This window comes from Robiginitalea myxolifaciens (assembly GCF_900115205.1).
In the GTDB taxonomy this organism is placed as follows: Bacteria; Bacteroidota; Bacteroidia; order Flavobacteriales; family Flavobacteriaceae; genus Robiginitalea; species Robiginitalea myxolifaciens.
Genome location: NZ_FOYQ01000001.1, coordinates 1788378 through 1809181, shown reverse-complemented (window position 1 = coordinate 1809181; position 20804 = coordinate 1788378). Strand labels below are relative to the sequence as shown.

Genomic DNA, 20804 nt, shown 5'->3' with positions numbered 1-20804 from the left:
TGCTGATGCAAGGGCTTTACCGCTGACTAATTCAAATAATTGACGCAAAATGAGAATATGCTATCAATAGAAGTAAACCCTGTTCCCCAGGGCTTCTATTTAAAAGACGGCGGTCAGAATTAATTGTTACATCCGCAGCGGTAGTTTAACCTATTCTTAGCATTCCGATAAAATGCACATATCTTCTATAAACGGCCAAACCTCCCATATTCAGGGGGTTTCCATTCATCGAGCTGACAACAAGAGGAGGGGTTTTAACATCAAAAAAGGGCAGATTCGCCACAAATCACAAAATGAGACCTTTTTAGAAACTAAGTTTGATTCAAACAAAATCACCCCCGAATCATGGAAACTTACAAAACCAAAAGCTTAATCTACTTTGCTTGTTTTCTAATGAGTGCCTCCATCTGCTATTTCGTTGAAAGTAACCAGCATGTTCAAGCTGAGCAATCGCAAACGGAATTGGCGAAAACAGCGGTAGTAGCCGACCAGCTTCCTGCTCTCTAACTTTTTCCCCCTGTTAATTCCTTCACAAAACACGAAAGGACATTAAACGTTTCGTACGCATTTACTTCTAAAGGACATAACCTTTAATAGCAGATGATATGAAACATTTGATCGCAGCCAGCGCCTTGCTGGCTACCCTGACCCTGAGTGCTCAAAAAGGCGAGCGCCAGCAACTAAGTCCAGAGCAACGCGCCACGCTCAAAAGCAAAGAAATGGCCTTGCACCTGGATCTTAGTGAGAATCAGCAACAGCAAGTAGCCCGTCTCCTGGAAGCGGAGTTTGCGGAAGCCCGGAAAATCCGGGAGTCTCAGAAAGCGAGTGACAAAAGCGAAATCGATCGTTTTGAGCGCCGCAATGCACAACTAAACCGGCAACTGGCCCTAAAGGCTGAGCTAAAAAACATTCTGAATGATGAGCAATACGAGCGGTGGCAAAAACATCAGCACCGCAAAATGGCTCAACGCAGGAACCGTTCCCCACATAAACGGGATGGCCATCACCGCCGCGGACAGCATCGGGGTTAACCCGAGGAGCAGGACTGCGGTCCTGCTTTTTTTATACGAAACCGACAGGGAAAGCGTTCTGTCATAAAGTCTTATCGATGAAATACCTCTTCAAAATTGCAGTACTCCTGGTCTTGGGATTGAGTTCTACAGTAGCGGTTGCTCAAAGGTCCTCCGGAAAAAAGGGCAAAAGAAAATCCAACGCTAAACCCACTCTTGTAGTGGAATCTGCAGCGCAAAAAGGAATTGAAGAGGCAAATCGACTGGCCCGTCAACACGGAATTGAAAATCCGGGGAAAATAAAGAAACTCCAGAAGGCCAGTATCAAATACTTTGAAGCCCGGGAGTTACTGGAATCTTCATACGGGGAGGAACAAGTTAAAAGCGGGGCGGCCCGAGGTCGCAATGCTACGTTAAAGGGCGCATTGAATCGCGGACAGGGCAACGCCTATGGCAGGAAGAAACAAAAAAGATCGCCTTTGTACCGGAATCGCCTGAAAGCACTGGAAACGGCTTATGGCGAAGAACTACGCGAAGTATTGCCTGAGGGCTAATCTAAGATACTACCAATTCGAAAACAGTTCCTCGGCTGCCGCTATGGTATTGTCGAGATCTTCATAGGAAAGCGCATCGTTCAGGAAGTAGCTTTCAAACGCACTTGGGGGAAGATAAACACCCCGATCCAGCATCCCGTGGAAATACCGGTTAAAATCCGGGTTATTTCCCAGGGCAGCCGAATCAAAATCGACTACCGCTTCCGCCGTAAAATGTAAACTGATCATCGATCCAAATCGGTTGATCGTATGGGGGATTCCTCTCTCCTGAAGCGTTTTTTCAAGGCCCTTATGTAAATAGGCAGTCTTATCTGCGAGACGCTCAAAAACCTCAGGATCCCGATTCATTTCAGTGAGCATCGCCAATCCCGCAGCCATAGCCAGCGGGTTTCCACTCAGCGTTCCGGCCTGATAGACCGGTCCTTCCGGAGCCAGGTGGGACATAATATCCGCAGAGGCAGCAAAAGCACCTACGGGTAAGCCACCCCCTATTACCTTTCCAAAAGCAGTAATATCCGCCTTGATATTCAAGGCCTGCTGAGCCCCTCCTGCTGCCAGGCGAAACCCGGTCATTACCTCATCGAACACCAGGAGAATACCTTCCTCGTCACAGAGTTCCCGAATCCCTTCTAAAAACCCGGAGGCAGGGGGAATACACCCCATATTTCCAGCAACAGGCTCCAGAATAATTCCAGCGATTTCTCCTCGGTTCGCGGCTACCAGCTCCCGTACATTATTCAAATCGTTGTAACGCGCCAGCAGGGTGTCCTGGGCGGTTCCCGGAGTGACCCCCGGGCTATTCGGGCTACCAAAGGTAACGGCGCCGCTCCCAGCCTGAATCAGGAAAGCATCGGCATGTCCGTGATAGCATCCGGCGAATTTTATGATCTTATGTTTCCCCGTATAGCCACGCGCCAAGCGAATGGCACTCATACACGCTTCAGTACCACTGTTGACAAATCTGATCTTGTCGATATTGGGCACCATGGAGACGGCCAGGGAAGCCAATTCGGTTTCCAGGGCAGTGGGCATCCCGTAAGAGGTACCTTTTTTTGCGCGTTGGATTACAGCTTGCAGCACGGGTTCAAACGCATGACCAAATAAAAGGGGACCCCAGGAGGAAATGTAATCGATATAGCGGTTCCCGTCCTCGTCGGTGAAGTGGGCACCGGAGGCCTCTTTGACAAAAACAGGGGTTCCTCCTACCGCTTTAAATGCTCTTACCGGGGAATTAACACCCCCGGGCAGAACGGTGTTCGCCTCGCGGAACAAGGCGCTGCTTCTTTGATAACGCATGTTATTTTCGGGCTTTTTCAGGTTGTACTCTCAGGATCTGACCAACAGAAATCGAACTGTCTTCGAGCGAATTCAGCTTCATGATTTCCTCCACGCTCAAACCGTATTTCCGGGAGAGACCGAAGAGGGTGTCCCCGGGCTCAACTTTGTGGGTAAGGTAGGCCCTCCCCGGTTTGAATCGCTTCCCAAGAACTTCCGCATCAAAACGGTCGAGACGATAGCGTTCTACGAGTTCTATGAGTTTGGCAGGATAGCGCCTGTCTGTGGCATAACCGGCGGCCTTTAAACCACGGGCCCAACCTTTATAGTCGTCTTTTTTTAATTCAAAAAGTGAAGCATACCGGGATCGGCTGCTCAGGAAAATACTGTGGTCCCTGAAGGAATAGATCGGGTGGTTGTACTTGCGGAAGCATTCTCCTCTTTCGTCATCGTCGTGCTCTTCATATTCCCCTTCCCAACCTGTATGGCATTTTATCCCGAAATGGTTATTGGTCTTGCGCGTGAGCTCCCCACGACCAAAACCACTCTCCAAGAGCCCCTGAGCCAGGGTAATGCTTGCGGGGATACCATAGGTGCGCATTTCGGATTGAGCAATCCGGGAAAAGGTTTGAATATACTCATCGGGAGAATCGACGGATATAAAAACGAATTTGCCTTTGTCTTCCGGGATTACTGTGGAGCTGGCGTTCTCTGCCGTTCGGATCGATTCTGCACCACGGGCGGAAGAAGCGCTAAAAGAGCGTTTTTTTCCACCGCAGCCGCTCAGTATAAGCGCCGCAAACAGTACCGGAATCCAGATTCTTCTCATAACGGTAGCAAAGTTAAGCCCTTTTTTTGCAAACCTGCGTTTAGTCCGCGATTTCCCTGTACACCCCCGGTATGTATAGCCAGTATTCCGGATCCAGGGGGAATGACACCTCCCCGGATGTCGGCGCATATCCCAAAGAGCATCTTGCCGGTATAAACGCCATCCAGGACCACCCCGGTTTCTTCATACACCGTTCGTATAAAAGCAGCTAATTCCTCCGTAATCTTTCCATAACCCCCAAAGTGATATCCGGTTCTTAAGGTTGCTTCGGGCCCAGTCAAGGAAGCGTCTGAGTCGGATAAACCTTTGAGCGCAGCGTATCCCCAAACGGGCAGCATTCCGGTTTCTCGCAAACCCAGCATTGTGCCTCCGGTACCCACTGGGCAACACACCAGATCGTAGTGGGCATCCCCGGGTTGCAAGATCTCACTGCATCCTTTAATGGCCAGGGCATTGGTCCCTCCCTCCGGGATTATGTATGTATCGGGATAGTCCTTAGCCAGTACTTCCAAGTACTCGGGCTCATGTCTCCGGCTGTAGTCCTGCCTGGAAGTAAAAACCAGTTGCATCCCCATTTCCTGCGCCTCAGCAAGGGTCGGGTTTAAGGGTTGAGTCGCGAGTTCCTCCCCGCGGATCAGGCCTACGGTTTCAAAACCAAAGGCCTTGCCCACTGCTGCGGTAGCGTGAATGTGGTTGGAGTAAGCTCCCCCAAAAGTCAACAGTTGCCTGGCACCCTCCTCCCGGGCTTGCGCCAGATTGTATTTGAGTTTTCGGTATTTGTTTCCCGATAATCCGGGAAAGAATAAGTCCTCCCGCCTGAGATCAAGGGTAATCTCAAAATCGCGCAGCGCGCTTAGTACAAGGCGATCTGTTCTTGGATTATGCGGGCTGCCCGTCACGGGTTAAAAAGTCCAGGAAGGCGTAAGGCTTTCGGTTTTGCAGATATTCCATGTCCTTTTCGAATCCATAAGCCTCGCGCTCAAAACTTATATTCTGATAGGCCCGATAGGGATCGAGATAAAGCAGGGTTCGCACCAGCCATTCCCCAACGTAAAGGATATAGAAGAAGACTACCAGCAATTCGGCTTGCTGGCGCAGGTGGATCCGTTCGTGATTTATGAGCACTGCATCTTCCCGAAGTTTGGCTTCCCGCAAAATAATGAAGGGCCACAAACTAAGCCCGACATAATTGCGGTAGAAAAGATGCCTGAATACGACTATCATGCTCTTTATGAAACGGTTTCCTACAAATATATTGTTTTCCCGGCGTAAATTTGTGGGAGCAGATTAGCTGAGCTTATGAATGAACGCCCCCCATTGGAACCTGAAGATTTTTATTGGAGTCCTGAAGGATATCGCGTATTCACCAAAGAATATCACCTGAAACGCGGGTATTGTTGCCAAAGTGGATGCCGGCATTGCCCCTACGGATTTGATCCGGGCACCGGGCAGATCAAAAGAGACTCAAAATAGCCCTAAAATAGTAGGGTTCGGCATGGTCTTTGTTGTTATTTTTAAAAGAAAAATTGCTAAAAACGATCGATATGAAATCCCTTTTACGTCTCTTACCCGCCCTTGCCATTTTATTGGTTGCCACGAGTTGTATCTCAATCCGTGTTGCCGCGGACTACGACAGGCAGGCCAATTTTACGGAATATCGTTCCTACGCTTTCTTCAAGCCCGGGATCGATAAAGCAGAAATCTCAGACCTGGATAAAAGGCGTATCCTCAGGGCTATCGATGCGGAAATGAAGCAACGCGGCTTTGTTCGCTCAGAGAATCCGGATTTACTCATTAGTATTTTCACGACCGAACGGGAGCAGGTCAATGTCAACAACAACTTCGGCTGGGGCTGGGGTTGGGGCTGGGGTTGGGGCTGGGGCCCTGGATTCTGGGGCGGCGGAAACTTTGCCACCGTCAACACCCAAACCGTTGGCTCCCTGTATATAGACCTTATCGATGCGGATCGCCAGGAGCTAGTCTGGCAGGGTAAGGGAACCGGAAGCCTGAACAACACCTCCAATGTCGAAAAGAAGGAGGAGCGTATCCGGGAATTTGTGGCTAAAATACTGGAGGAATATCCCCCGGTTGTGGTCGCGGCTAACTAGGCACGCCAACGCCTTGTTTTTCGTACCTTAGTAGCATGGAAAACACCTTGAATTCCGGCTATGAAAGCAACCCGATCCTGGATCGGTTGCCCCTGCACTTAAGGCAGTATATCAAGCCGCAGCACTACGAGCAATACACCCCGGTTAACCAGGCAGTATGGCGGTATGTAATGCGGAAAAACGTAGACTATCTCAGTAAGGTAGCCCACAAATCCTACCTGCCCGGGTTAGAGAAAACCGGACTTTCCATCGATAGCATCCCGAACATGTACGGGATGAATCGCATCCTGAAGGAAATCGGCTGGGCGGCTGTTGCCGTGGACGGGTTTATTCCTCCTGCCGCCTTCATGGAATTCCAGGCCTACAATGTTTTGGTTATTGCGTCGGATATCCGACAGCTGGAACATATCGAATATACCCCGGCCCCGGATATTATCCACGAAGGTGCCGGACACGCTCCGATCATCGCCAATCCGGAATATGCCGAATACCTCAGGCGATTCGGAGAGATCGGGTGTAAGGCCATCTCAAGCGCCAAGGACTACGAACTCTATGAAGCCGTAAGACACCTATCGATTATCAAGGAAGCGGAGGGAACCCCTGAATCGGATATCCTCGAAGCCGAACAGCATATCGAAGAATTACAGGCCAATATGGGGCAGCCCAGCGAGATGGCACTGATCCGGAACCTGCACTGGTGGACCGTGGAATACGGTCTGATCGGAACCCCGGAGCATCCAAAGATTTATGGGGCAGGCTTGCTTTCCTCCATTGGGGAAAGCAGTTGGTGCATGACCGATAAGGTTAAGAAAATCTCGTATTCTATAGAAGCTGCACATACCTCGTTTGACATTACCAAACCACAGCCACAGCTCTTTGTGACTCCGGATTTCGCATTCCTGAGCCAGGTACTCGAAGAATTTGCCAATACAATGGCGCTGCGTCGGGGCGGCCTGGACGGGCTTGAGAAACTAATTCATTCCGGTGCCCTGGGAACGGTCGAACTCAGCACCGGGCTGCAAATTTCAGGGGTATTCAGCAATGTGATCGCCCATGATGGAAAGCCGGTTTACCTGCAGACCAACGGAAAAACAGCCCTCAGTTACCGGGAAAAGGAATTGATCGGACATGGTAGCGCCGGGCATGCCGATGGATTTGGCTCTCCGGTCGGGAAGCTTAAAGGCATTAACCTGGCAATAGAGGATATGAGTCCTCGAGACCTGAAAGCTTACAAAATCTATGAAGGGGAACGCGTTCGTCTGGAATTTGAAGGGGGTATCGTTGTGGAAGGAGAAATTATTACCGGTACCCGAAATCTGCGTGGGGAAATCATTTTGATTACGTTTCAGGATTGCACCGTGACCCATGGGGATACCGTACTCTTTAAACCCGAATGGGGGCGTTACGATATGGCCGTGGGCGAACAGATTGTCTCTGCTTTCAACGGTCCGGCCGATCTGAGGAGTTTTGATCTCACCAGCCACGTTCCTTCCGAACAAACCATCAAGGCTAAAATGAGCCCTGCGAAAGAAAAACTCCATTTGCTTTATGCCCAGATCAGGGATTTCCGGGAGGGCAGGAACACCACCATTTCCAGAAACAAGGTCTTTAAGGTTGTTCAGGAAGAATACCCCGAGCAGTGGTTACTGCCCCTGGAACTATACGAGTTGGCCCACAGCGGCGGAGACCAGGAGTTCGCTTCCGAGATCCTGGAACACCTGGAATCTGTAAAAAGAAATCGCCCGGAAGTAGGCCACCTAATCGACGACGGGCTGGCCCTGATTACCGGGGTACCGGTTAAGGAGTAAGGAGTACCCTATTTTTATCTGCCGCGCTTAGCTGAGGAATGTCGGCGTTGCGAACGGCATAGAAGGATAGCTTATTGACGGCCTTGCCCTGACGTACACCCAGTTCCACTGGAATATCCGTTCTCCCGTAATAAATACTTCTGGAGGCCAGCTGATCTCCCGCCTTGAGCCCGGCTTGTTCTGCAGCAGACCCAGGCGAAACAGCAATAATCTCCGTCCCGTCTTCAGACGCTTGGAATCCCAGGTCAAAGAGTTCTGCTCCTACTTCAAAGTCGAGTCCCATCTTTTCAAAATGGGCAGTGAAGTCGATCCATTTGCCTTGTTCGATATGCGCCTCAAAGAAAGGTTCCGGGTTTTCCGGCAGGAATTCCTTCAGTACCTTGAGGAAGCTCACTCTGTCTATCTTTTCATCGGATTCATTAGCGTTTTTCAGAATCTTAAGCATAACATCATCAAGGCTTTTCTCCCCCTGATGGGCACGGCTAATTTCCGAATCCAGGTAAAAGGCATATAGGAATCCGCGCCGATAAGGCAATTCCGAATATTCCCTGTCCCTCCAGAAATTCTCATAATTGATTTCAGAGTTGGGCGCCTCCCCTATCGGAGAAGCCTTAAGCAGGCGAATCTTTTCATTGATATGATCGAGCAGGTAATTGATGTCGAATCCGCCAATTTCGTTTTTAGCGATATTCTTTACCGCATAGTATTCTGTGAATCCTTCGCTGAACCAGTATTGGGCTTCCTCATCGGCATTTTCAATGGCATGTCCGATCCAGTTGTGCATTAACTCATGATTGAATAGATGCACCAATTGTGACAAGTCGGTTTCCGAATTATTAGACATGGAAGTTGCAAAGGAATTGGTCAGGCCGGTTCCTCCGTAACTACTGCCGCGATCCAGGGAAAAGGGGCGCATGGTAACGGTAAAATAATTCTGGCTGTGATCTTTCCAGAAATTTCGCTGTGCAGTTACCGTCTTGAGCAGTACTTCGCGAACTTCGGTATCGTTAAATGGAATCCAGTCGCCGCGTATGGCCAACAGAAGCCGGTTCCCGTTGATCTCTTCTTCGTGGATACGATAATCGCCTCCGACGAAAATGGAGCTGTGGAATTCTTGCCAGGTTATCCCGCGTAAAGCCTGATTGCGCTCCTGGCTGCCAAAACTATTGTGAATTATCTGCTTATCGGACCAGCCTTCCCATTCGATGTCTACGCGAGCCTCTGTTTGGGTATCCTCACTCAGGTGTTTGGGTATCGCAAACAGGTTGTGACCAAAGACATGAAAGTATTCGGGTTGAATGATCGGACGGTAGGTAGGATCCCGACCTTCCCGGGAAAATGGGGTATCCTGAATCAAGGTGTATTGTAATCGCAAAGGGTCGTCATTATTCCCGTGCTTGATAGCGATCCAACCACTGTCGCGATTCACTTCCAACGCGCCCTGGGCAGAGAGCAGCACCGGGTCTTTGAGGCTATTGTAGAGGTCTTCCTGGCCCCAGGCGCTATTTTGGTATAGAATCTCCGTTGTACCGTCGGGATCAGGTGATGTGGTCAGGGTAATCTCAAGGGCAGGTTGTCCCTCATAAGTCGTTGAGGCTACCTCGTATTCCACGTGGGCGTCCTGTTGAGAACAGGATATGAATAGCAGGGTCAGCAGCAGGATGCTTAGTTGTCTCATCTAAAATCAGTTTGTAATAGTAGACGAGTTCCGACCCGCTTTGTTTCAAAACTTGGCCATTAATTTAATCGAGAAGTAATTTTTCCGGGGGAGGAAGAACCCCACTGAGGTCGTCCCCATAAACAACCGTCCAACCCAGTTCCCGGCTTAGGGCAAAGAAGCCTGCCAGTTCCGTAAGCAGCCGGTTTTGGGCGTTCTCTTTAAGCCCGGAACGCAGGATTTTTTCTTCTATGGAGTTGTTCACGCGATCCTTGATTGCATTGTAATCTTCGGCACCGAAAGGGTTCAGATAGTCGGCCGTTACATCGTAATATTCCAGTTCAGGCCGGATGGCAATTTCCGGCTCCGGAATTCGCACAATACGCAGGGTTTTTGTTTCCGGATCGAGCTCGTAGGTGAGTTGCTTCAGGTCATAACTAATACTCGCCTGGGCATTCACCACTACAAGGGCCTTTTTTTTCGCAGAAAGCAAGGCCCCGAATAATTCACGGGAATCTTCATAGGAGTAGACCTCGGCAAAATGGCCCTCAGTGACAATGAGTTTGGAAACCTGGGAAATTTCCTTTTCGATGAGCCTGGATTCTTCCCGAATAGTTTGCTGCTCCATGGCATCCTCCGTACAGGAACGGTAAATGAGGATTACCCCAAGGGTAATGATAACACCGGCTAAGAATCGCTTCATAAAGTCCTTGCTTATTCTATATACGCGCTCAGGCCGGGCTCAGATGTTTCGAACGGCCTAGAGATAGGCCTTAGCTGCCTCCAGTGCAGCCGGGATTCCCCCGGGATCCTTACCTCCGGCGGTAGCAAAAAACGGTTGTCCGCCTCCCCCGCCCTGGATATGTTTGCCGAGTTCCCGGACAATTTGTCCGGCATTGAGTCCTTTGTCTGCAGCCAGGTCTTTGGAGATGTAACAGGTAAGCAGGGCTTTACCCCCCTGGTCAGCCGCGAGGATCAAAAAGAGGTTATCTACTTCTCCTCCCAACTGGAAGGCGATATCCTTCATCCCGGCAGCATCGAGGTCTACCTTTTTCAAGAGAAAATTAACTCCGGCTTGCTCCTGAATTTGACTGCGAAGGTCTTCTTTCAGGTTGCCGGCGCGTTCCTTTTTTAACTGTTCCAGTTCCTTGCGTAAACCGGCGTTTTCCTCCTGCAATTGGCTAACCGCCTTGATCGGATCCTTGGAGCCTTTCAGTATTCCTTTCAATGCCTCCAGGGTAGTCCCGGCTTCCAGATAAAAATCCCGTGCTGCGTCGGAACTTATGGCTTCTATCCTTCGGATTCCGGCAGCGATCGCACTCTCAGAAGTAATCTTGAAATGCCAGATGTCTGCGGTGTTCGCCACGTGTGTGCCGCCACAGAGTTCTATGGATTTACCAAAGCGTACAGTCCTGACCGTATCCCCGTATTTTTCGCCAAACAGCGCCATCGCCCCTGCTGCCAGCGCTTCTTTTACCGGTACCTGTCTGTTTTCTTCAAGGGGAAGTTTTTCAGCAATCCGCGCATTGACAAAGGCCTCCACCTCTTCCAGCTCTTCCTCACTCAATTTGGCAAAATGCGAAAAATCAAAACGCAGGTAGTTGGAATGCACAGCCGATCCCTTTTGTTCCACATGGGTGCCCAGCACTTTGCGCAAGGCCTGGTGGAGTAAATGCGTAGCCGTATGGTTGGAAGCGGTGCGCTTGCGTTGCTGCTCGTCTACCACCGCCCTGAATTCAGCTTTGGTATCCTTAGGCAGATTTTTAGTGATGTGGAGGATTTCGTTGTTTTCTTTAACGGTATCCAGGATATAGGTGACATTCCCGTTGCTGGCCTCCAGATACCCTTTATCTCCAACCTGACCTCCCCCTTCCGGGTAAAAAGGCGTGTTGTCAAATACCAGCTGGTAACGCTCTCCATCCTTTGCACTCTCGACCTTGCGATACTTAATCAGGCGAGCCTCGGCCTCCAGGGTATCATACCCCAGGAACTGGGAGCCCTCTCCCTGATGCACCTGCACCCAATCGTCCCGGTTAATTTCCGAGGCAGCCTTGGAGCGGTCTTTTTGCGCTTGCATGGATTTTTCAAAACCGGCCTGATCCAGGCTATATCCTCGTTCCCTCAAGATCAGAGACGTCAGGTCAATGGGGAAACCGAAGGTGTCGTAAAGCTCGAATGCCTTTTCCCCGTCCAGGGTTTTGCCCTGGGTTCCTTTAAGGGTCTGGTCCAGGAGGCTCAATCCCTGTTCAAGGGTTTTCAAAAATGAGTTCTCCTCTTCCCGGATCACGTTTACTATTAATTGCCGTTGTGCTTTTAATTCGGGGAACGCCTCGCCCATAATGCGGGTCAAAACATCGACCAGCTTAAACATGAAAGGGGAATGCATCCCCAGGAAACTGAATCCATAGCGAATGGCCCGGCGCAAAATGCGGCGGATCACATATCCCGCTCCGGTATTCCCGGGCAGTTGCCCATCGGCTATCGCAAAGGACACTGCGCGAATGTGATCTGCAATGACCCGGATGGCGATATCGGTGTCCTCGGCTTTGCCGTAAGAAACGCCACTAATGGTCTCTATTTCCCGAATAATGGGAACGAATAAATCAGAATCATAGCTGGAGCTTACCCCCTGCAGCACCATACACAGGCGTTCAAATCCCATCCCGGTATCGATGTGTTTTTCCGGCAGCGGTTCCAGGGAACCATCGGCTTTGCGGTTGTACTGCATAAATACCAGGTTCCAGATCTCTACGACCTGGGGGTGGTCCCTATTGACCAGCTCCGCACCCGGGTTGGCTTTGCGCTCGGCTTCCGGGCGAATGTCTACATGGATTTCCGAACACGGCCCGCAAGGACCCTGGTCGCCCATCTCCCAGAAGTTGTCTTTTTTGGAGCCCATCAGGATCCGGCTCTCGGGTAAAATCTTTTTCCAGTGATCGTAAGCCTCCTGATCCATCTCCAGCTTGTCCTCATCCTCGCTACCTTCAAAAACGGTAACGTAGAGCTGGTCCTTTGAAATACCACAGACTTCGGTAAGGAACTCCCAGGCCCAGGCAATGGTTTCCGCCTTGAAATAATCCCCGAAACTCCAGTTTCCGAGCATCTCGAAAAGGGTATGGTGGTAGGTATCGCGGCCAACCTCTTCCAGGTCGTTGTGCTTGCCGCTCACGCGCAGGCATTTCTGAGTATCGGCAACCCTGGGATGTTCGGCCCGGGCAATCCCGAGAAAGAATTCCTTGAAAGGATTCATCCCGGCATTGACAAATAGCAGTGTTGGGTCGTCCTTCATCACCAGCGGGGCGGAAGGGACGATTTTATGTTCCTTTTCTTTAAAAAAAGTTAAAAACTTTGAACGTATCTCCCTGGAATTCATAGTTTAAGCGGGACTAACCTTATATTCCGCTTTTTGTGCGGAACAATTTTTATATTTGCGTATTGCGCCACAAAAATAGGATAATTTACCGTCATGAATAAGGTCAAATATTATTACGATCCCGATACCTTATCCTACCGGAAAATCGAACCGAAAAAATCGAGGAAATACCGAAATGCTTTCCTCTTTATCGTGGGTTCCGTTATTGCCGGCTCCCTTGGCCTGTTACTGCTTTTAAACACAGACCTGTTCAATACCCCGCAGGAGTTGGCCCTGCAACGGGAGCTCAACAACTACGAACTGCGTTTTGAACTCCTCAATCGCAAGATGGATCAGATGGAAGAGGTCCTCACCAACATCGAAGACCGGGACAACAATATTTACCGCCTCTATTTCGAAGCAAATCCCATCCCCGAAGAGCAACGTCGGGCAGGTTTTGGAGGAGTTAACCGCTACAAGTCGCTGGAAGGCTTCAACAATTCCGACATGATCATCGCTACCACCCAGCGAATGGAGGTAATCCAGAAACAAATGGTTATCCAAAGTCGTTCCCTGGATGAGATCACCAAACTCGCTGCTGAAAAAGAAAAACTGCTGGCATCTATCCCAGCCATCCAGCCCGTTTCCAATGAGGAGCTGACACGCATGGCTTCCGGATACGGCTGGCGTTCCGACCCCTTTACCAAGGCGCGTAAAATGCACTGGGGAATGGACTTCACCGCCCCAAGGGGAACCCCGATCTACGCTACCGGAGATGGGGAAGTAACCCGGGCCGACAATTACGCCTCAGGCTTCGGAAAACACATTCGCATTCAGCACGGATATGGCTACATGACCATATATGCCCACCTCAGCAAATACAATGTAAAGAAGGGGCAGAAAGTAAAACGCGGGGACCTGATCGGCTTTGTCGGTAGTACCGGACGAAGCGAAGCCCCTCACCTGCACTACGAAGTCTGGAAAGACGGAGACAAGATTAACCCGATCAACTTCTATTACGGTAGCCTTTCTGCCGAAGAGTTTACCAACATGCTCAAGACGGCAAACCAGGAGAACCAAAGTTTGGATTAATGCAGGTAAACCTCCCAGAAAAAAGGTACTATGCCATCGGAGAAGTGGCCCGGGCCTTCGATGTCAATACTTCATTGATTCGTTTTTGGGAGAAGGAGTTCGATGTGCTCCAACCCAAAAAGAACGCCAAGGGGAACCGGAAGTTCACACCTAAAGACATTCGCAACCTGGAACTCATTTACCATCTGGTCAAAGAACGCGGATTTACCCTGGAAGGAGCCAAGACCCATCTGAAGGAAAACCGCCAGAAAGCTTTGGATACTTACGAGATTATCCGGAAGCTCGAACGCGTTAAAGCCGAGTTGAACAAAATCAAGGATCAACTCTGACAGGAACCCCTGTAACATTCCCCCTTTTTGTACTACTAATATTTCGCTAACCATAATTTTAAACACTATGAAAAAAGGACTTATTGCACTGGTCGTGCTTGGAATCCTGGCCTTTATCCTGGTCGGATACTACATACGCACCAACAACACCATGGTCGAGATGAAAGGAGAAGCCACCAAGCAGTGGGCGAACGTGGAAAGCTCCTATCAGCGCCGTAATGACCTGATTGGAAATCTGGTTAAAACCGTACAGGGAGCCGCCGATTTTGAGCGCGGGACCCTGACCGACGTTATCGAAGCCCGTTCCAAAGCCTCCTCTGTTAATCTGGACCTGGATAACCTGACTCCTGAAAAAATTGCCGCTTTTGAGCAAGCCCAGGCGGGTCTGAGTTCCGCACTTTCCCGATTACTGGTTACCGTGGAGCGCTATCCCGAACTCAAAGCCAATCAAAATTTTGTGCAATTGCAAACCCAGCTCGAAGGCACGGAAAACCGCATCAATGTAGAGCGCAACCGGTTTAACGAAATTGCCGGGGATTACAACATCTATATCGATAAGATACCGGCCAATATCGTTGCCGGCATTGCAGGTTTTGACGCCATGACCCTCTTTGAATCTGTGGAAGGCGCAGAACAACCCGTGGATGTCGAATTTAATTTCGACTAGACCATGTCCGAAGTCGAGGCCTTTTTAAGTCCCGAAGAAGAGCAGGAAATCGTAGAAGCCATACGGCGTGCCGAAACCCTGACTTCAGGGGAAATCCGTGTGCATCTCGAATACACCGATCGTGGGGAACCCATCCGTAGGGCTTGGGATGTTTTTTACCGACTCAAGATGGAAAACACCCGGGAACGTAATGGGGTCTTGCTTTACATTGCCGTCCATGACCACCATTTTGCAATCATCGGGGATGCAGGTATCGACAAGGTCGTGCCCGAAGGGTTTTGGGATACGACCCGGGACCGCATTCAGGAGGAATTTCGCAAAGGCAATTTCAAAGCGGGAATCCTCGCGGGCATCGAGTCGGCCGGGCTGGAGCTAAAAGCCCATTTTCCATTCCGACCCGACGACACTAATGAATTGAGCGATGCGGTATCCAAAGGTTAATTGCGGGGCAAGCGTCACTGCGGTTTATCAAAAATCGCGGTGTAGACTGTGGGAGACACCTCCTAAATTTCTGAGGAGAACACCCCGCAGGCTGCTACCGGTAATAGTATTGACCCTGGCGCTGCTGGTAACCTCAATTGTACAGGCCCAGTACGACATTCCCGAAGTGCCTCCAAAAGGAAAGCAGACCAGCCTGTACGATTATTACGGGCTCCTTTCTGAAGGACAGGCCAGCGCGTTGGAGCAAAAACTGATCCGCTACAGCGACTCAACTTCCACACAAATCGTGATTGCCATCATTCCCTCTACCCAGGGGGAAGACATCCAATACCTGGGCGCGCGTTGGGGGCACGAGTGGAAAATTGGGCAGGAACGGGAAGACAACGGGGTGCTGATCCTACTGGCTCGTGACGATCGGCGGATCGCCATCAATACCGGGTATGGGGTGGAGGAATTCCTAACCGATGCCCGCTCTAAAAGTATCATTGACCAGGTGATCATCCCGGAATTTAAGCGCGGGGATTACTATACCGGACTGGATAAGGGTACCGATGCCGTTTTTCGAGCCCTGAATGGGGAGTTCCAGGGAGAAGGCCCGCAAGGTTCGGGTGGGCCACCCATCGGTGCGTTTTTCCCGATACTTATCTTCATTATCATCGTAATAATCCTCGCATCCCGACGCAATCGCGGAGGCCGGGGTGGCTCAGGGGGAAGGCGTCGCAGGGGGCTTGACATCTGGGATGTGATTATCCTGAGTAACATGGGACGGTCCGGTTCGTCTGGTGGTTTCGGCGGTGGCGGAAGCTTCGGCGGCGGTGGTTTCAGCGGCGGCTTCGGCGGCGGTGGCTTCGGCGGCGGTGGCGCCTCTGGAGGCTGGTAGTAGCAACTTACAAGCAACCAACGCAGCAGCGGCGTATCTTTGGAGTATGGCTATCCCTTTCAAACGCTTATTTACAATTTTGATCACTATCGCAGCGGTCCTACAAGGCTGTAGCGAAACCACGATAGATTGCTCGACAGTTCTCTGCGTAGGCGACAGCCCTATTCGTCTGGAGCTCATTGAAAATGGCACCAACTTACTTGCCGATCCCACCTATACCGAAGCAGACTTCAGTATATCCGGGGATGTTGGCACGGAGGTCACCATTTTTCTTTCGCGGGGATTACAGGGCAATACAGAAGCCTTACTGGAAATTAGTGATAGCAGTTGGCAACCGGGAAATGGCACTTTCAGCTTAAGCCTGCCCGGGGATCGGAGTATTGATTTCTCCACGGTTTTTGGAGAAACAACGGGGGAATGTTGCGGGGGAGCCCTTACCGTAGAACAGCTGCAGTCTCAACAAGTGCCGGTCTCGTCCAATGCGGGCTACTTTACCCTGACCCTGGATTAACAATCAGAACAGATAACTTATCCCGTTGCATTTGCGGAAAATTCCCCTTACTTCTTCCGCATAAAAATGCTCATGGGTACCCCGGTAAAATCGAAGTGCTTCCGGAGTTGGTTCTCCAAAAAGCGCTTGTAGGGATCCTTTACATATTGCGGCAGGTTACAGAAGAAGGCAAACTGCGGATATGGCGTGGGTAATTGGGTAATAAACTTGATCTTCACGTACTTTCCCTTGGTCGCCGGCGGGGGCCGGTTTTCGATAATGGGAAGCATCAGGTCGTTGAGCTTGCGGGTCGGAATACGCCGGCTGCGGTTATTGTAGACTTCCACGGCTGTTTCTATCGCCTTGTATATCCTTTGCTTGTTGGTAGCCGAAATAAAGAGGATAGGCACATCGGTAAACGGCGCAATCACCTCCTTGATTTTCTGGGTGTATTCTTTCACAGAGGCGGTTTCCTTTTCCACCTTATCCCATTTATTGACAAGGATCACGATCCCCTTGTTATTTCGCTCAGCGAGCCAGAAAATGTTCTGTACCTGCCCGTCGAATCCACGGGTGGCATCCAGAAGGAGCAAGCAAACATCCGAATGCTCGATTGCCCGTACCGATCGCATCACCGAATAGAATTCCAGATCCTCCTTGACCTTGGATTTCCGTCGAATCCCGGCCGTATCGACCAGGTTGAACTCGAAACCAAAGCGATTGTAGCGGGTGTCGATACTGTCCCGGGTGGTCCCGGCAATATCCGTAACGATATAGCGGTCTTCCCCGATTAGTGCATTGATAAAAGATGATTTTCCAGCGTTGGGACGGCCGACTACTGCAAACCGCGGCAGGTTTTCCTCCGGGATTTCCTCGTCGGGCAGTACTTTGACCAGGGCATCCAAAAGCTCCCCGGTTCCGCTTCCATTGATGCTGGAAAGGGGATAGTAGTCTCCCAGACCTAGGTTATAAAACTCTACAGCATCCTCAAGGCGCGCAGCATTATCTACCTTATTGACTACCAGAAATATGGGCTTTTCCACCTTACGAAGGAGTCGGGCAACATCTTCGTCCATCCCGGTAATCCCGGCCTCAACATCGACCATAAAAAGAATGGCGTCGGCCTCGGCAATGGCGAGTTCTACCTGCTTGTCGATCTCTTTTTCAAAGACATCATCACTCCCGACCACGTAGCCCCCGGTATCGATCAGCGAGAACTCCTTCCCGGCCCAATCCGATTTACCGTAATGGCGATCGCGCGTAACCCCGCTCACCGCATCCACGATAGCTTCGCGGCGCTGGATCATACGGTTAAAAAAGGTGGATTTCCCAACATTGGGACGTCCGACAACGGCAACAATTCCGGCCATGACCTGATTTTAAGCGACAAAGGTACGTTTCTGGTTTGAAATCCAGGGAATTCCTTTTACCTTGATTGTAAATCTCTTGGCATGTCGCTATCCAACGAAATCGTATTGCGACCCCGTTTCGAAACGGTTCTGGGAGCTCCGGTAGCGCGGGTTCTGGAACAACTATGTGCCCAAACGGAGCCTCCCTTCGAGATCAAACGCTCAGACAACCATGTCTTTGTGCGTTTCCTTAAAGAAGAGACCCACCTCTGGTCTCCCCAATTACACCTCGAACTCCTGGACGAGGAAGAATTTGGGGGCAAGCCGGGAACCACGCGGATTTCCGGGCTCTTTGGGCCCAATCCTACCCTATGGACTTTCTTTATGTTCCTGCATTTCGGGATCGCCACCCTCTTTGTGATCTTCGGCATTTGGGCCTACAGTGCCGCTTCCCTCGGACGCCCTTACGGGATACAGGTAGGTATAATGGTGCTGATGGTGGTGTTATGGATTGTCTTCTATTTTCTGGGAAGGGCCGGAAAAGCAAAGGGAAAGCCGCAGATGAACGCCTTATATGAGCTGTATAAGAGTCGTATATCGAGCTTTACTGCTGTGAATACCCGAAGCGCCTGAGTTGCCTGGGATTACTGCGCCAGTTTTTATTCACCTTTACGAAGAGCTCCAGATGTACCTGCTTGGCGAAGAAAGTCTCCAAATCCTTCCGGGCCTCTACCCCCACCCGCTTTAAGGCACTGCCCTTATGGCCAATGATAATCCCTTTCTGGGTTTCCCGCTCAACCATGATGACCGCATTGATGCGGATGAGCGCTTCTTCCTCCTTAAAGGATTCCGTTTCGATCTCAACAGCATAAGGGATCTCCTTTTTGTAGTTCTGGAGGATTTTTTCCCGAATGATCTCGGAGACAAAAAACCGTTCCGGCCGGTCGGTAAGCTGATCCTTGGGGAAAAACGGCGGTGCTTCCGGTAAAAGCTCCAATAAGCGTTTGAAAACGTTTTCTATCCCGAAGCCTTCCAGAGCCGAAATGGGTACGATCTCCGCTTTGGGCAATTGCGCAGTCCAGTAGGCTACCTGCGCTTCCAATTCCTCCTGGCTACTCTTATCGATCTTATTCAACAGCAGCAGCACCGGGATATCGGAGTTTTTAATCTTCTCAAAGAAAGCGGCATCTTTCAGGGCTTGTTCTCCGATTTCCACCATGTAAATCAACACATCCGCGTCGTCCATAGCACTGCGGACAAAATCCATCATGGATTCCTGCAACTCATAGGCCGGTTTTATGATTCCCGGGGTATCGGAGAGTACCACCTGAAAGTCTTCCCCGTTAACGATACCCAGGATACGGTGCCGGGTAGTCTGGGCTTTGGAAGTGATAATAGATAAGCGCTCCCCAACCAGGGCATTCATCAGGGTCGATTTTCCCACATTGGGATTCCCGATAATGTTAACAAAGCCGGATTTGTGCGGTGTGGAATTGGATTGACCCATTCCAGCCTTCGATTTGTTGTCCTTGTCTTCCATCATCAGGCCTTTTCCGCTTTCAATTTCTTCAAATACTCCTTGGCCGCCTTATTCACCCGAGGTGCCAGCAGGAGAACGGCAATCATATTCGGAATAACCATAAGCGCGTAGCTCAAGTCAATCAGATTCTTTACCAACTCCAGGGATGCCACGGCGGCAAAGACAATCATCAACACAAAATAGACATTGTACAATTTGCCGATGCGCGCATTGGTCAGGAAACTAAGGCTCTTTACTCCGTAATAGGAATAAGTAAATAGAGTGGAAAGCGCAAAGGCGGTCACAATGAGCATGAGCAAGTCGTCCCCGAAACCGAATAAGGTGGTTCTAAAGGCGCTCAGGGTCATAACAATTCCGCTGCCTTCCTCCAAATATGCCCCGCTGAGGATAATGACTACTGCGGTAAACGTACACACCAGGATGGTATCGATAAACGGGCCGAGCATGGCTACCAGCCCCTCGCGAATGGGTTCGTCGTTCCGGCTTTGCCCGTGATACATGGGTGCACTTCCCAGACCGGCCTCGTTGGAAAACATAGCGCGCTTAACCCCGATAATAACCAACCCCCAGAACCCTCCGGTTACAATTGTCTTAAAATTCCAGGCTTCAGAAACGATCATTTTCAGGGCGGGCCAGACCTCTCCGGCATTCATTCCCATCACAACCAGAACGGCAATCAGGTAAAGCAGGACCATAAAGGGCACAATGGCCGAGGCCACCCGGGCAATTTTTTTGAGGCCGCCAAAGATCACAAAAGAAGTAATGATGGCCAGGCCAATCCCGATGCCGAGTTGCCAGTTAAAGGTGCTGGTCTCGATCAGGGTTTCGGTGGGTTCCACCACGCTCATAAAGGTTTCTGTAAACTGGTTGGCCGTAAAGACCCCCAGAAATCCGAAAAGCCCGCAAATACTAAAGAATATCGCTAGCGGCTTCGCTTTGGGCCCTAGTCCCTGGGTAATATAAAACATGGGGCCGCCCTGGCGCTTCCCCTCGGAATCTACCCCCCGATACATGATCGAAAGGCTACAGGAATAATACTTAATACACATGCCGATCAAGGCCGTCATCCAGATCCAGAAGACCACCCCGGGTCCCCCGTCGTGAATGGCAATGGCTACCCCACTGATGTTCCCGAGACCAACCGTGGCAGCAACCGCAGCCGACAGGGCTTGAAATGAGCTTACCTCGCCTTCGGCCTTCTGATCGTCGTACTTTCCGGCAGTTATCGCAATGGCATGGCGAAAAAACCGATACGGGAGCAAGCCGGAATAAAAGACCAGGAACAAACCTCCTCCGATAAGCAAAATAAACATCGGCCATTCGGCATACCCGTTAGCGGCCACTAAAAAATCATTGATTGCTTCCATGAATCAGCAGACTGGTCTGCGCCGAAGGTAAAGATTTTATAACGAACCTCGGATCG

Annotated in this window: 22 protein-coding genes; 12 read left to right on the top strand and 10 right to left on the bottom strand. The window is 50.5% G+C overall.

What is annotated here, in order from left to right; translation table 11 throughout:
* Nucleotides 1–605: 605 nt before the first annotated feature.
* Together BM318_RS07965 and BM318_RS07960 are read left to right on the top strand one after the other, a co-directional pair.
* Nucleotides 606–1031, top strand: coding sequence for a hypothetical protein (locus BM318_RS07965; protein WP_092981973.1), 426 nt, complete (start codon nucleotides 606–608; stop codon nucleotides 1029–1031).
* 77 nt (nucleotides 1032–1108) lie between these two features.
* Complete coding sequence (locus tag BM318_RS07960; RefSeq protein WP_092981972.1) at nucleotides 1109–1564, top strand: hypothetical protein; 456 nt, start codon at nucleotides 1109–1111, stop codon at nucleotides 1562–1564.
* Nucleotides 1565–1573: 9 nt separating this feature from the next.
* Here the strand turns inward: BM318_RS07960 and hemL are convergent, their stop codons facing one another.
* The 4 genes from hemL to BM318_RS07940 are packed head-to-tail and all read right to left on the bottom strand — an operon-like array spanning nucleotide 1574 to nucleotide 4892.
* Complete coding sequence (gene hemL, locus BM318_RS07955; protein WP_092981971.1) at nucleotides 1574–2860, bottom strand: glutamate-1-semialdehyde 2,1-aminomutase; 1287 nt, start codon at nucleotides 2858–2860, stop codon at nucleotides 1574–1576.
* A 1-nt stretch (nucleotide 2861) separates the two neighbouring features.
* Nucleotides 2862–3668 carry a glucosaminidase domain-containing protein gene (locus BM318_RS07950; RefSeq protein WP_092981970.1) on the bottom strand — a complete coding sequence of 269 codons (807 nt, stop codon included), beginning with the start codon at nucleotides 3666–3668 and terminating at the stop codon, nucleotides 2862–2864.
* Nucleotides 3665–4567, bottom strand: coding sequence for a 1-aminocyclopropane-1-carboxylate deaminase/D-cysteine desulfhydrase (locus BM318_RS07945; RefSeq protein ID WP_092981969.1), 903 nt, complete (start codon nucleotides 4565–4567; stop codon nucleotides 3665–3667). Before BM318_RS07945 ends, BM318_RS07950 begins: the two co-directional genes overlap by 4 nt.
* Entirely contained in the window at nucleotides 4548–4892 is a 345-nt protein-coding gene (locus BM318_RS07940) for a hypothetical protein (protein WP_092981968.1), read from the bottom strand. The genes BM318_RS07945 and BM318_RS07940 overlap by 20 nt, the downstream gene beginning before the upstream one ends.
* A 75-nt stretch (nucleotides 4893–4967) precedes the next feature.
* Between BM318_RS07940 and BM318_RS14420 the strand changes: the two genes are divergently transcribed.
* From BM318_RS14420 to BM318_RS07930, 3 genes are all read left to right on the top strand, one after another.
* Nucleotides 4968–5141 (top strand): C1orf53 family protein, encoded by a 174-nt coding sequence (locus BM318_RS14420; protein ID WP_177218274.1) that lies wholly within the window; start codon nucleotides 4968–4970, stop codon nucleotides 5139–5141.
* Between the two features lie 71 nt (nucleotides 5142–5212).
* Entirely contained in the window at nucleotides 5213–5776 is a 564-nt protein-coding gene (locus BM318_RS07935) for a DUF4136 domain-containing protein (protein ID WP_092981967.1), read from the top strand.
* 35 nt (nucleotides 5777–5811) lie between these two features.
* Nucleotides 5812–7584, top strand: a complete 1773-nt coding sequence (locus tag BM318_RS07930) for an aromatic amino acid hydroxylase (protein WP_092981966.1) — start codon at nucleotides 5812–5814, stop codon at nucleotides 7582–7584.
* Here the strand turns inward: BM318_RS07930 and BM318_RS07925 are convergent.
* From BM318_RS07925 to alaS, 3 genes are all read right to left on the bottom strand, one after another.
* A complete protein-coding gene (locus tag BM318_RS07925) occupies nucleotides 7574–9262 on the bottom strand; it encodes a M1 family aminopeptidase (protein ID WP_092981965.1) in 1689 nt (562 codons plus the stop codon). The genes BM318_RS07930 and BM318_RS07925 overlap by 11 nt on opposite strands.
* A 64-nt stretch (nucleotides 9263–9326) precedes the next feature.
* Entirely contained in the window at nucleotides 9327–9944 is a 618-nt protein-coding gene (locus BM318_RS07920) for a DUF4230 domain-containing protein (RefSeq protein WP_092981964.1), read from the bottom strand.
* A gap of 57 nt (nucleotides 9945–10001) precedes the next feature.
* A complete protein-coding gene (gene alaS / locus BM318_RS07915; RefSeq protein ID WP_092981963.1) occupies nucleotides 10002–12614 on the bottom strand; it encodes an alanine--tRNA ligase in 2613 nt (870 codons plus the stop codon).
* 93 nt (nucleotides 12615–12707) lie between these two features.
* On the opposite strand from alaS, the gene BM318_RS07910 reads away from it, so the two are divergent.
* The 6 genes from BM318_RS07910 (at nucleotide 12708) to BM318_RS07885 (ending at nucleotide 16513) form a co-directional block, all read left to right on the top strand.
* Nucleotides 12708–13685 carry a M23 family metallopeptidase gene (locus BM318_RS07910; protein WP_092981962.1) on the top strand — a complete coding sequence of 326 codons (978 nt, stop codon included), beginning with the start codon at nucleotides 12708–12710 and terminating at the stop codon, nucleotides 13683–13685.
* Nucleotides 13685–14014, top strand: a complete 330-nt coding sequence (locus BM318_RS07905; RefSeq protein ID WP_092981961.1) for a MerR family transcriptional regulator — start codon at nucleotides 13685–13687, stop codon at nucleotides 14012–14014. Before BM318_RS07910 ends, BM318_RS07905 begins: the two co-directional genes overlap by 1 nt.
* 67 nt (nucleotides 14015–14081) lie before the next feature.
* Nucleotides 14082–14681 (top strand): LemA family protein, encoded by a 600-nt coding sequence (locus BM318_RS07900; RefSeq protein ID WP_092981960.1) that lies wholly within the window; start codon nucleotides 14082–14084, stop codon nucleotides 14679–14681.
* A gap of 3 nt (nucleotides 14682–14684) precedes the next feature.
* Nucleotides 14685–15122 carry a TPM domain-containing protein gene (locus tag BM318_RS07895; protein WP_092981959.1) on the top strand — a complete coding sequence of 146 codons (438 nt, stop codon included), beginning with the start codon at nucleotides 14685–14687 and terminating at the stop codon, nucleotides 15120–15122.
* Between the two features lie 109 nt (nucleotides 15123–15231).
* Nucleotides 15232–16002 carry a TPM domain-containing protein gene (locus BM318_RS07890; RefSeq protein WP_245759770.1) on the top strand — a complete coding sequence of 257 codons (771 nt, stop codon included), beginning with the start codon at nucleotides 15232–15234 and terminating at the stop codon, nucleotides 16000–16002.
* 46 nt (nucleotides 16003–16048) lie between these two features.
* Complete coding sequence (locus BM318_RS07885) at nucleotides 16049–16513, top strand: hypothetical protein (protein WP_092981957.1); 465 nt, start codon at nucleotides 16049–16051, stop codon at nucleotides 16511–16513.
* A 47-nt stretch (nucleotides 16514–16560) separates the two neighbouring features.
* On the opposite strand, the gene der is transcribed toward BM318_RS07885, so the two are convergent.
* Nucleotides 16561–17862, bottom strand: coding sequence for a ribosome biogenesis GTPase Der (gene der, locus BM318_RS07880; RefSeq protein ID WP_092981956.1), 1302 nt, complete (start codon nucleotides 17860–17862; stop codon nucleotides 16561–16563).
* Between the two features lie 81 nt (nucleotides 17863–17943).
* Here der and BM318_RS07875 point away from each other — a divergent pair, with 81 nt between their 5' ends.
* Entirely contained in the window at nucleotides 17944–18474 is a 531-nt protein-coding gene (locus BM318_RS07875) for a GTP-binding protein (RefSeq protein WP_092981955.1), read from the top strand.
* On the opposite strand, the gene era is transcribed toward BM318_RS07875, so the two are convergent.
* Nucleotides 18446–19384: a GTPase Era gene (gene era, locus BM318_RS07870; RefSeq protein ID WP_245759769.1), complete on the bottom strand. Its 939-nt coding sequence runs from the start codon at nucleotides 19382–19384 to the stop codon at nucleotides 18446–18448. The genes BM318_RS07875 and era overlap by 29 nt on opposite strands.
* Nucleotides 19384–20748, bottom strand: a complete 1365-nt coding sequence (locus tag BM318_RS07865) for an alanine/glycine:cation symporter family protein (RefSeq protein WP_092981954.1) — start codon at nucleotides 20746–20748, stop codon at nucleotides 19384–19386. The genes era and BM318_RS07865 overlap by 1 nt, the downstream gene beginning before the upstream one ends.
* Nucleotides 20749–20804: the final 56 nt, after the last annotated feature.

Excerpts from the sequence above, each read along its gene's own strand:
- BM318_RS07965 (WP_092981973.1), top strand. The coding sequence starts at position 606 with ATGAAACATTTGATCGCAGCCAGCGCCTTGCTGGCTACCCTGACCCTG.
- BM318_RS07960 (WP_092981972.1), top strand. The coding sequence starts at position 1,109 with ATGAAATACCTCTTCAAAATTGCAGTACTCCTGGTCTTGGGATTGAGT.
- hemL (WP_092981971.1), bottom strand. The coding sequence starts at position 2,860 with ATGCGTTATCAAAGAAGCAGCGCCTTGTTCCGCGAGGCGAACACCGTT.
- BM318_RS07950 (WP_092981970.1), bottom strand. The coding sequence starts at position 3,668 with ATGAGAAGAATCTGGATTCCGGTACTGTTTGCGGCGCTTATACTGAGC.
- BM318_RS07940 (WP_092981968.1), bottom strand. The coding sequence starts at position 4,892 with ATGATAGTCGTATTCAGGCATCTTTTCTACCGCAATTATGTCGGGCTT.
- BM318_RS14420 (WP_177218274.1), top strand. The coding sequence starts at position 4,968 with ATGAATGAACGCCCCCCATTGGAACCTGAAGATTTTTATTGGAGTCCT.
- BM318_RS07935 (WP_092981967.1), top strand. The coding sequence starts at position 5,213 with ATGAAATCCCTTTTACGTCTCTTACCCGCCCTTGCCATTTTATTGGTT.
- BM318_RS07930 (WP_092981966.1), top strand. The coding sequence starts at position 5,812 with ATGGAAAACACCTTGAATTCCGGCTATGAAAGCAACCCGATCCTGGAT.
- BM318_RS07925 (WP_092981965.1), bottom strand. The coding sequence starts at position 9,262 with ATGAGACAACTAAGCATCCTGCTGCTGACCCTGCTATTCATATCCTGT.
- BM318_RS07920 (WP_092981964.1), bottom strand. The coding sequence starts at position 9,944 with ATGAAGCGATTCTTAGCCGGTGTTATCATTACCCTTGGGGTAATCCTC.
- alaS (WP_092981963.1), bottom strand. The coding sequence starts at position 12,614 with ATGAATTCCAGGGAGATACGTTCAAAGTTTTTAACTTTTTTTAAAGAA.
- BM318_RS07910 (WP_092981962.1), top strand. The coding sequence starts at position 12,708 with ATGAATAAGGTCAAATATTATTACGATCCCGATACCTTATCCTACCGG.
- BM318_RS07905 (WP_092981961.1), top strand. The coding sequence starts at position 13,685 with ATGCAGGTAAACCTCCCAGAAAAAAGGTACTATGCCATCGGAGAAGTG.
- BM318_RS07900 (WP_092981960.1), top strand. The coding sequence starts at position 14,082 with ATGAAAAAAGGACTTATTGCACTGGTCGTGCTTGGAATCCTGGCCTTT.
- BM318_RS07895 (WP_092981959.1), top strand. The coding sequence starts at position 14,685 with ATGTCCGAAGTCGAGGCCTTTTTAAGTCCCGAAGAAGAGCAGGAAATC.
- BM318_RS07885 (WP_092981957.1), top strand. The coding sequence starts at position 16,049 with ATGGCTATCCCTTTCAAACGCTTATTTACAATTTTGATCACTATCGCA.
- der (WP_092981956.1), bottom strand. The coding sequence starts at position 17,862 with ATGGCCGGAATTGTTGCCGTTGTCGGACGTCCCAATGTTGGGAAATCC.
- BM318_RS07875 (WP_092981955.1), top strand. The coding sequence starts at position 17,944 with ATGTCGCTATCCAACGAAATCGTATTGCGACCCCGTTTCGAAACGGTT.
- era (WP_245759769.1), bottom strand. The coding sequence starts at position 19,384 with ATGATGGAAGACAAGGACAACAAATCGAAGGCTGGAATGGGTCAATCC.
- BM318_RS07865 (WP_092981954.1), bottom strand. The coding sequence starts at position 20,748 with ATGGAAGCAATCAATGATTTTTTAGTGGCCGCTAACGGGTATGCCGAA.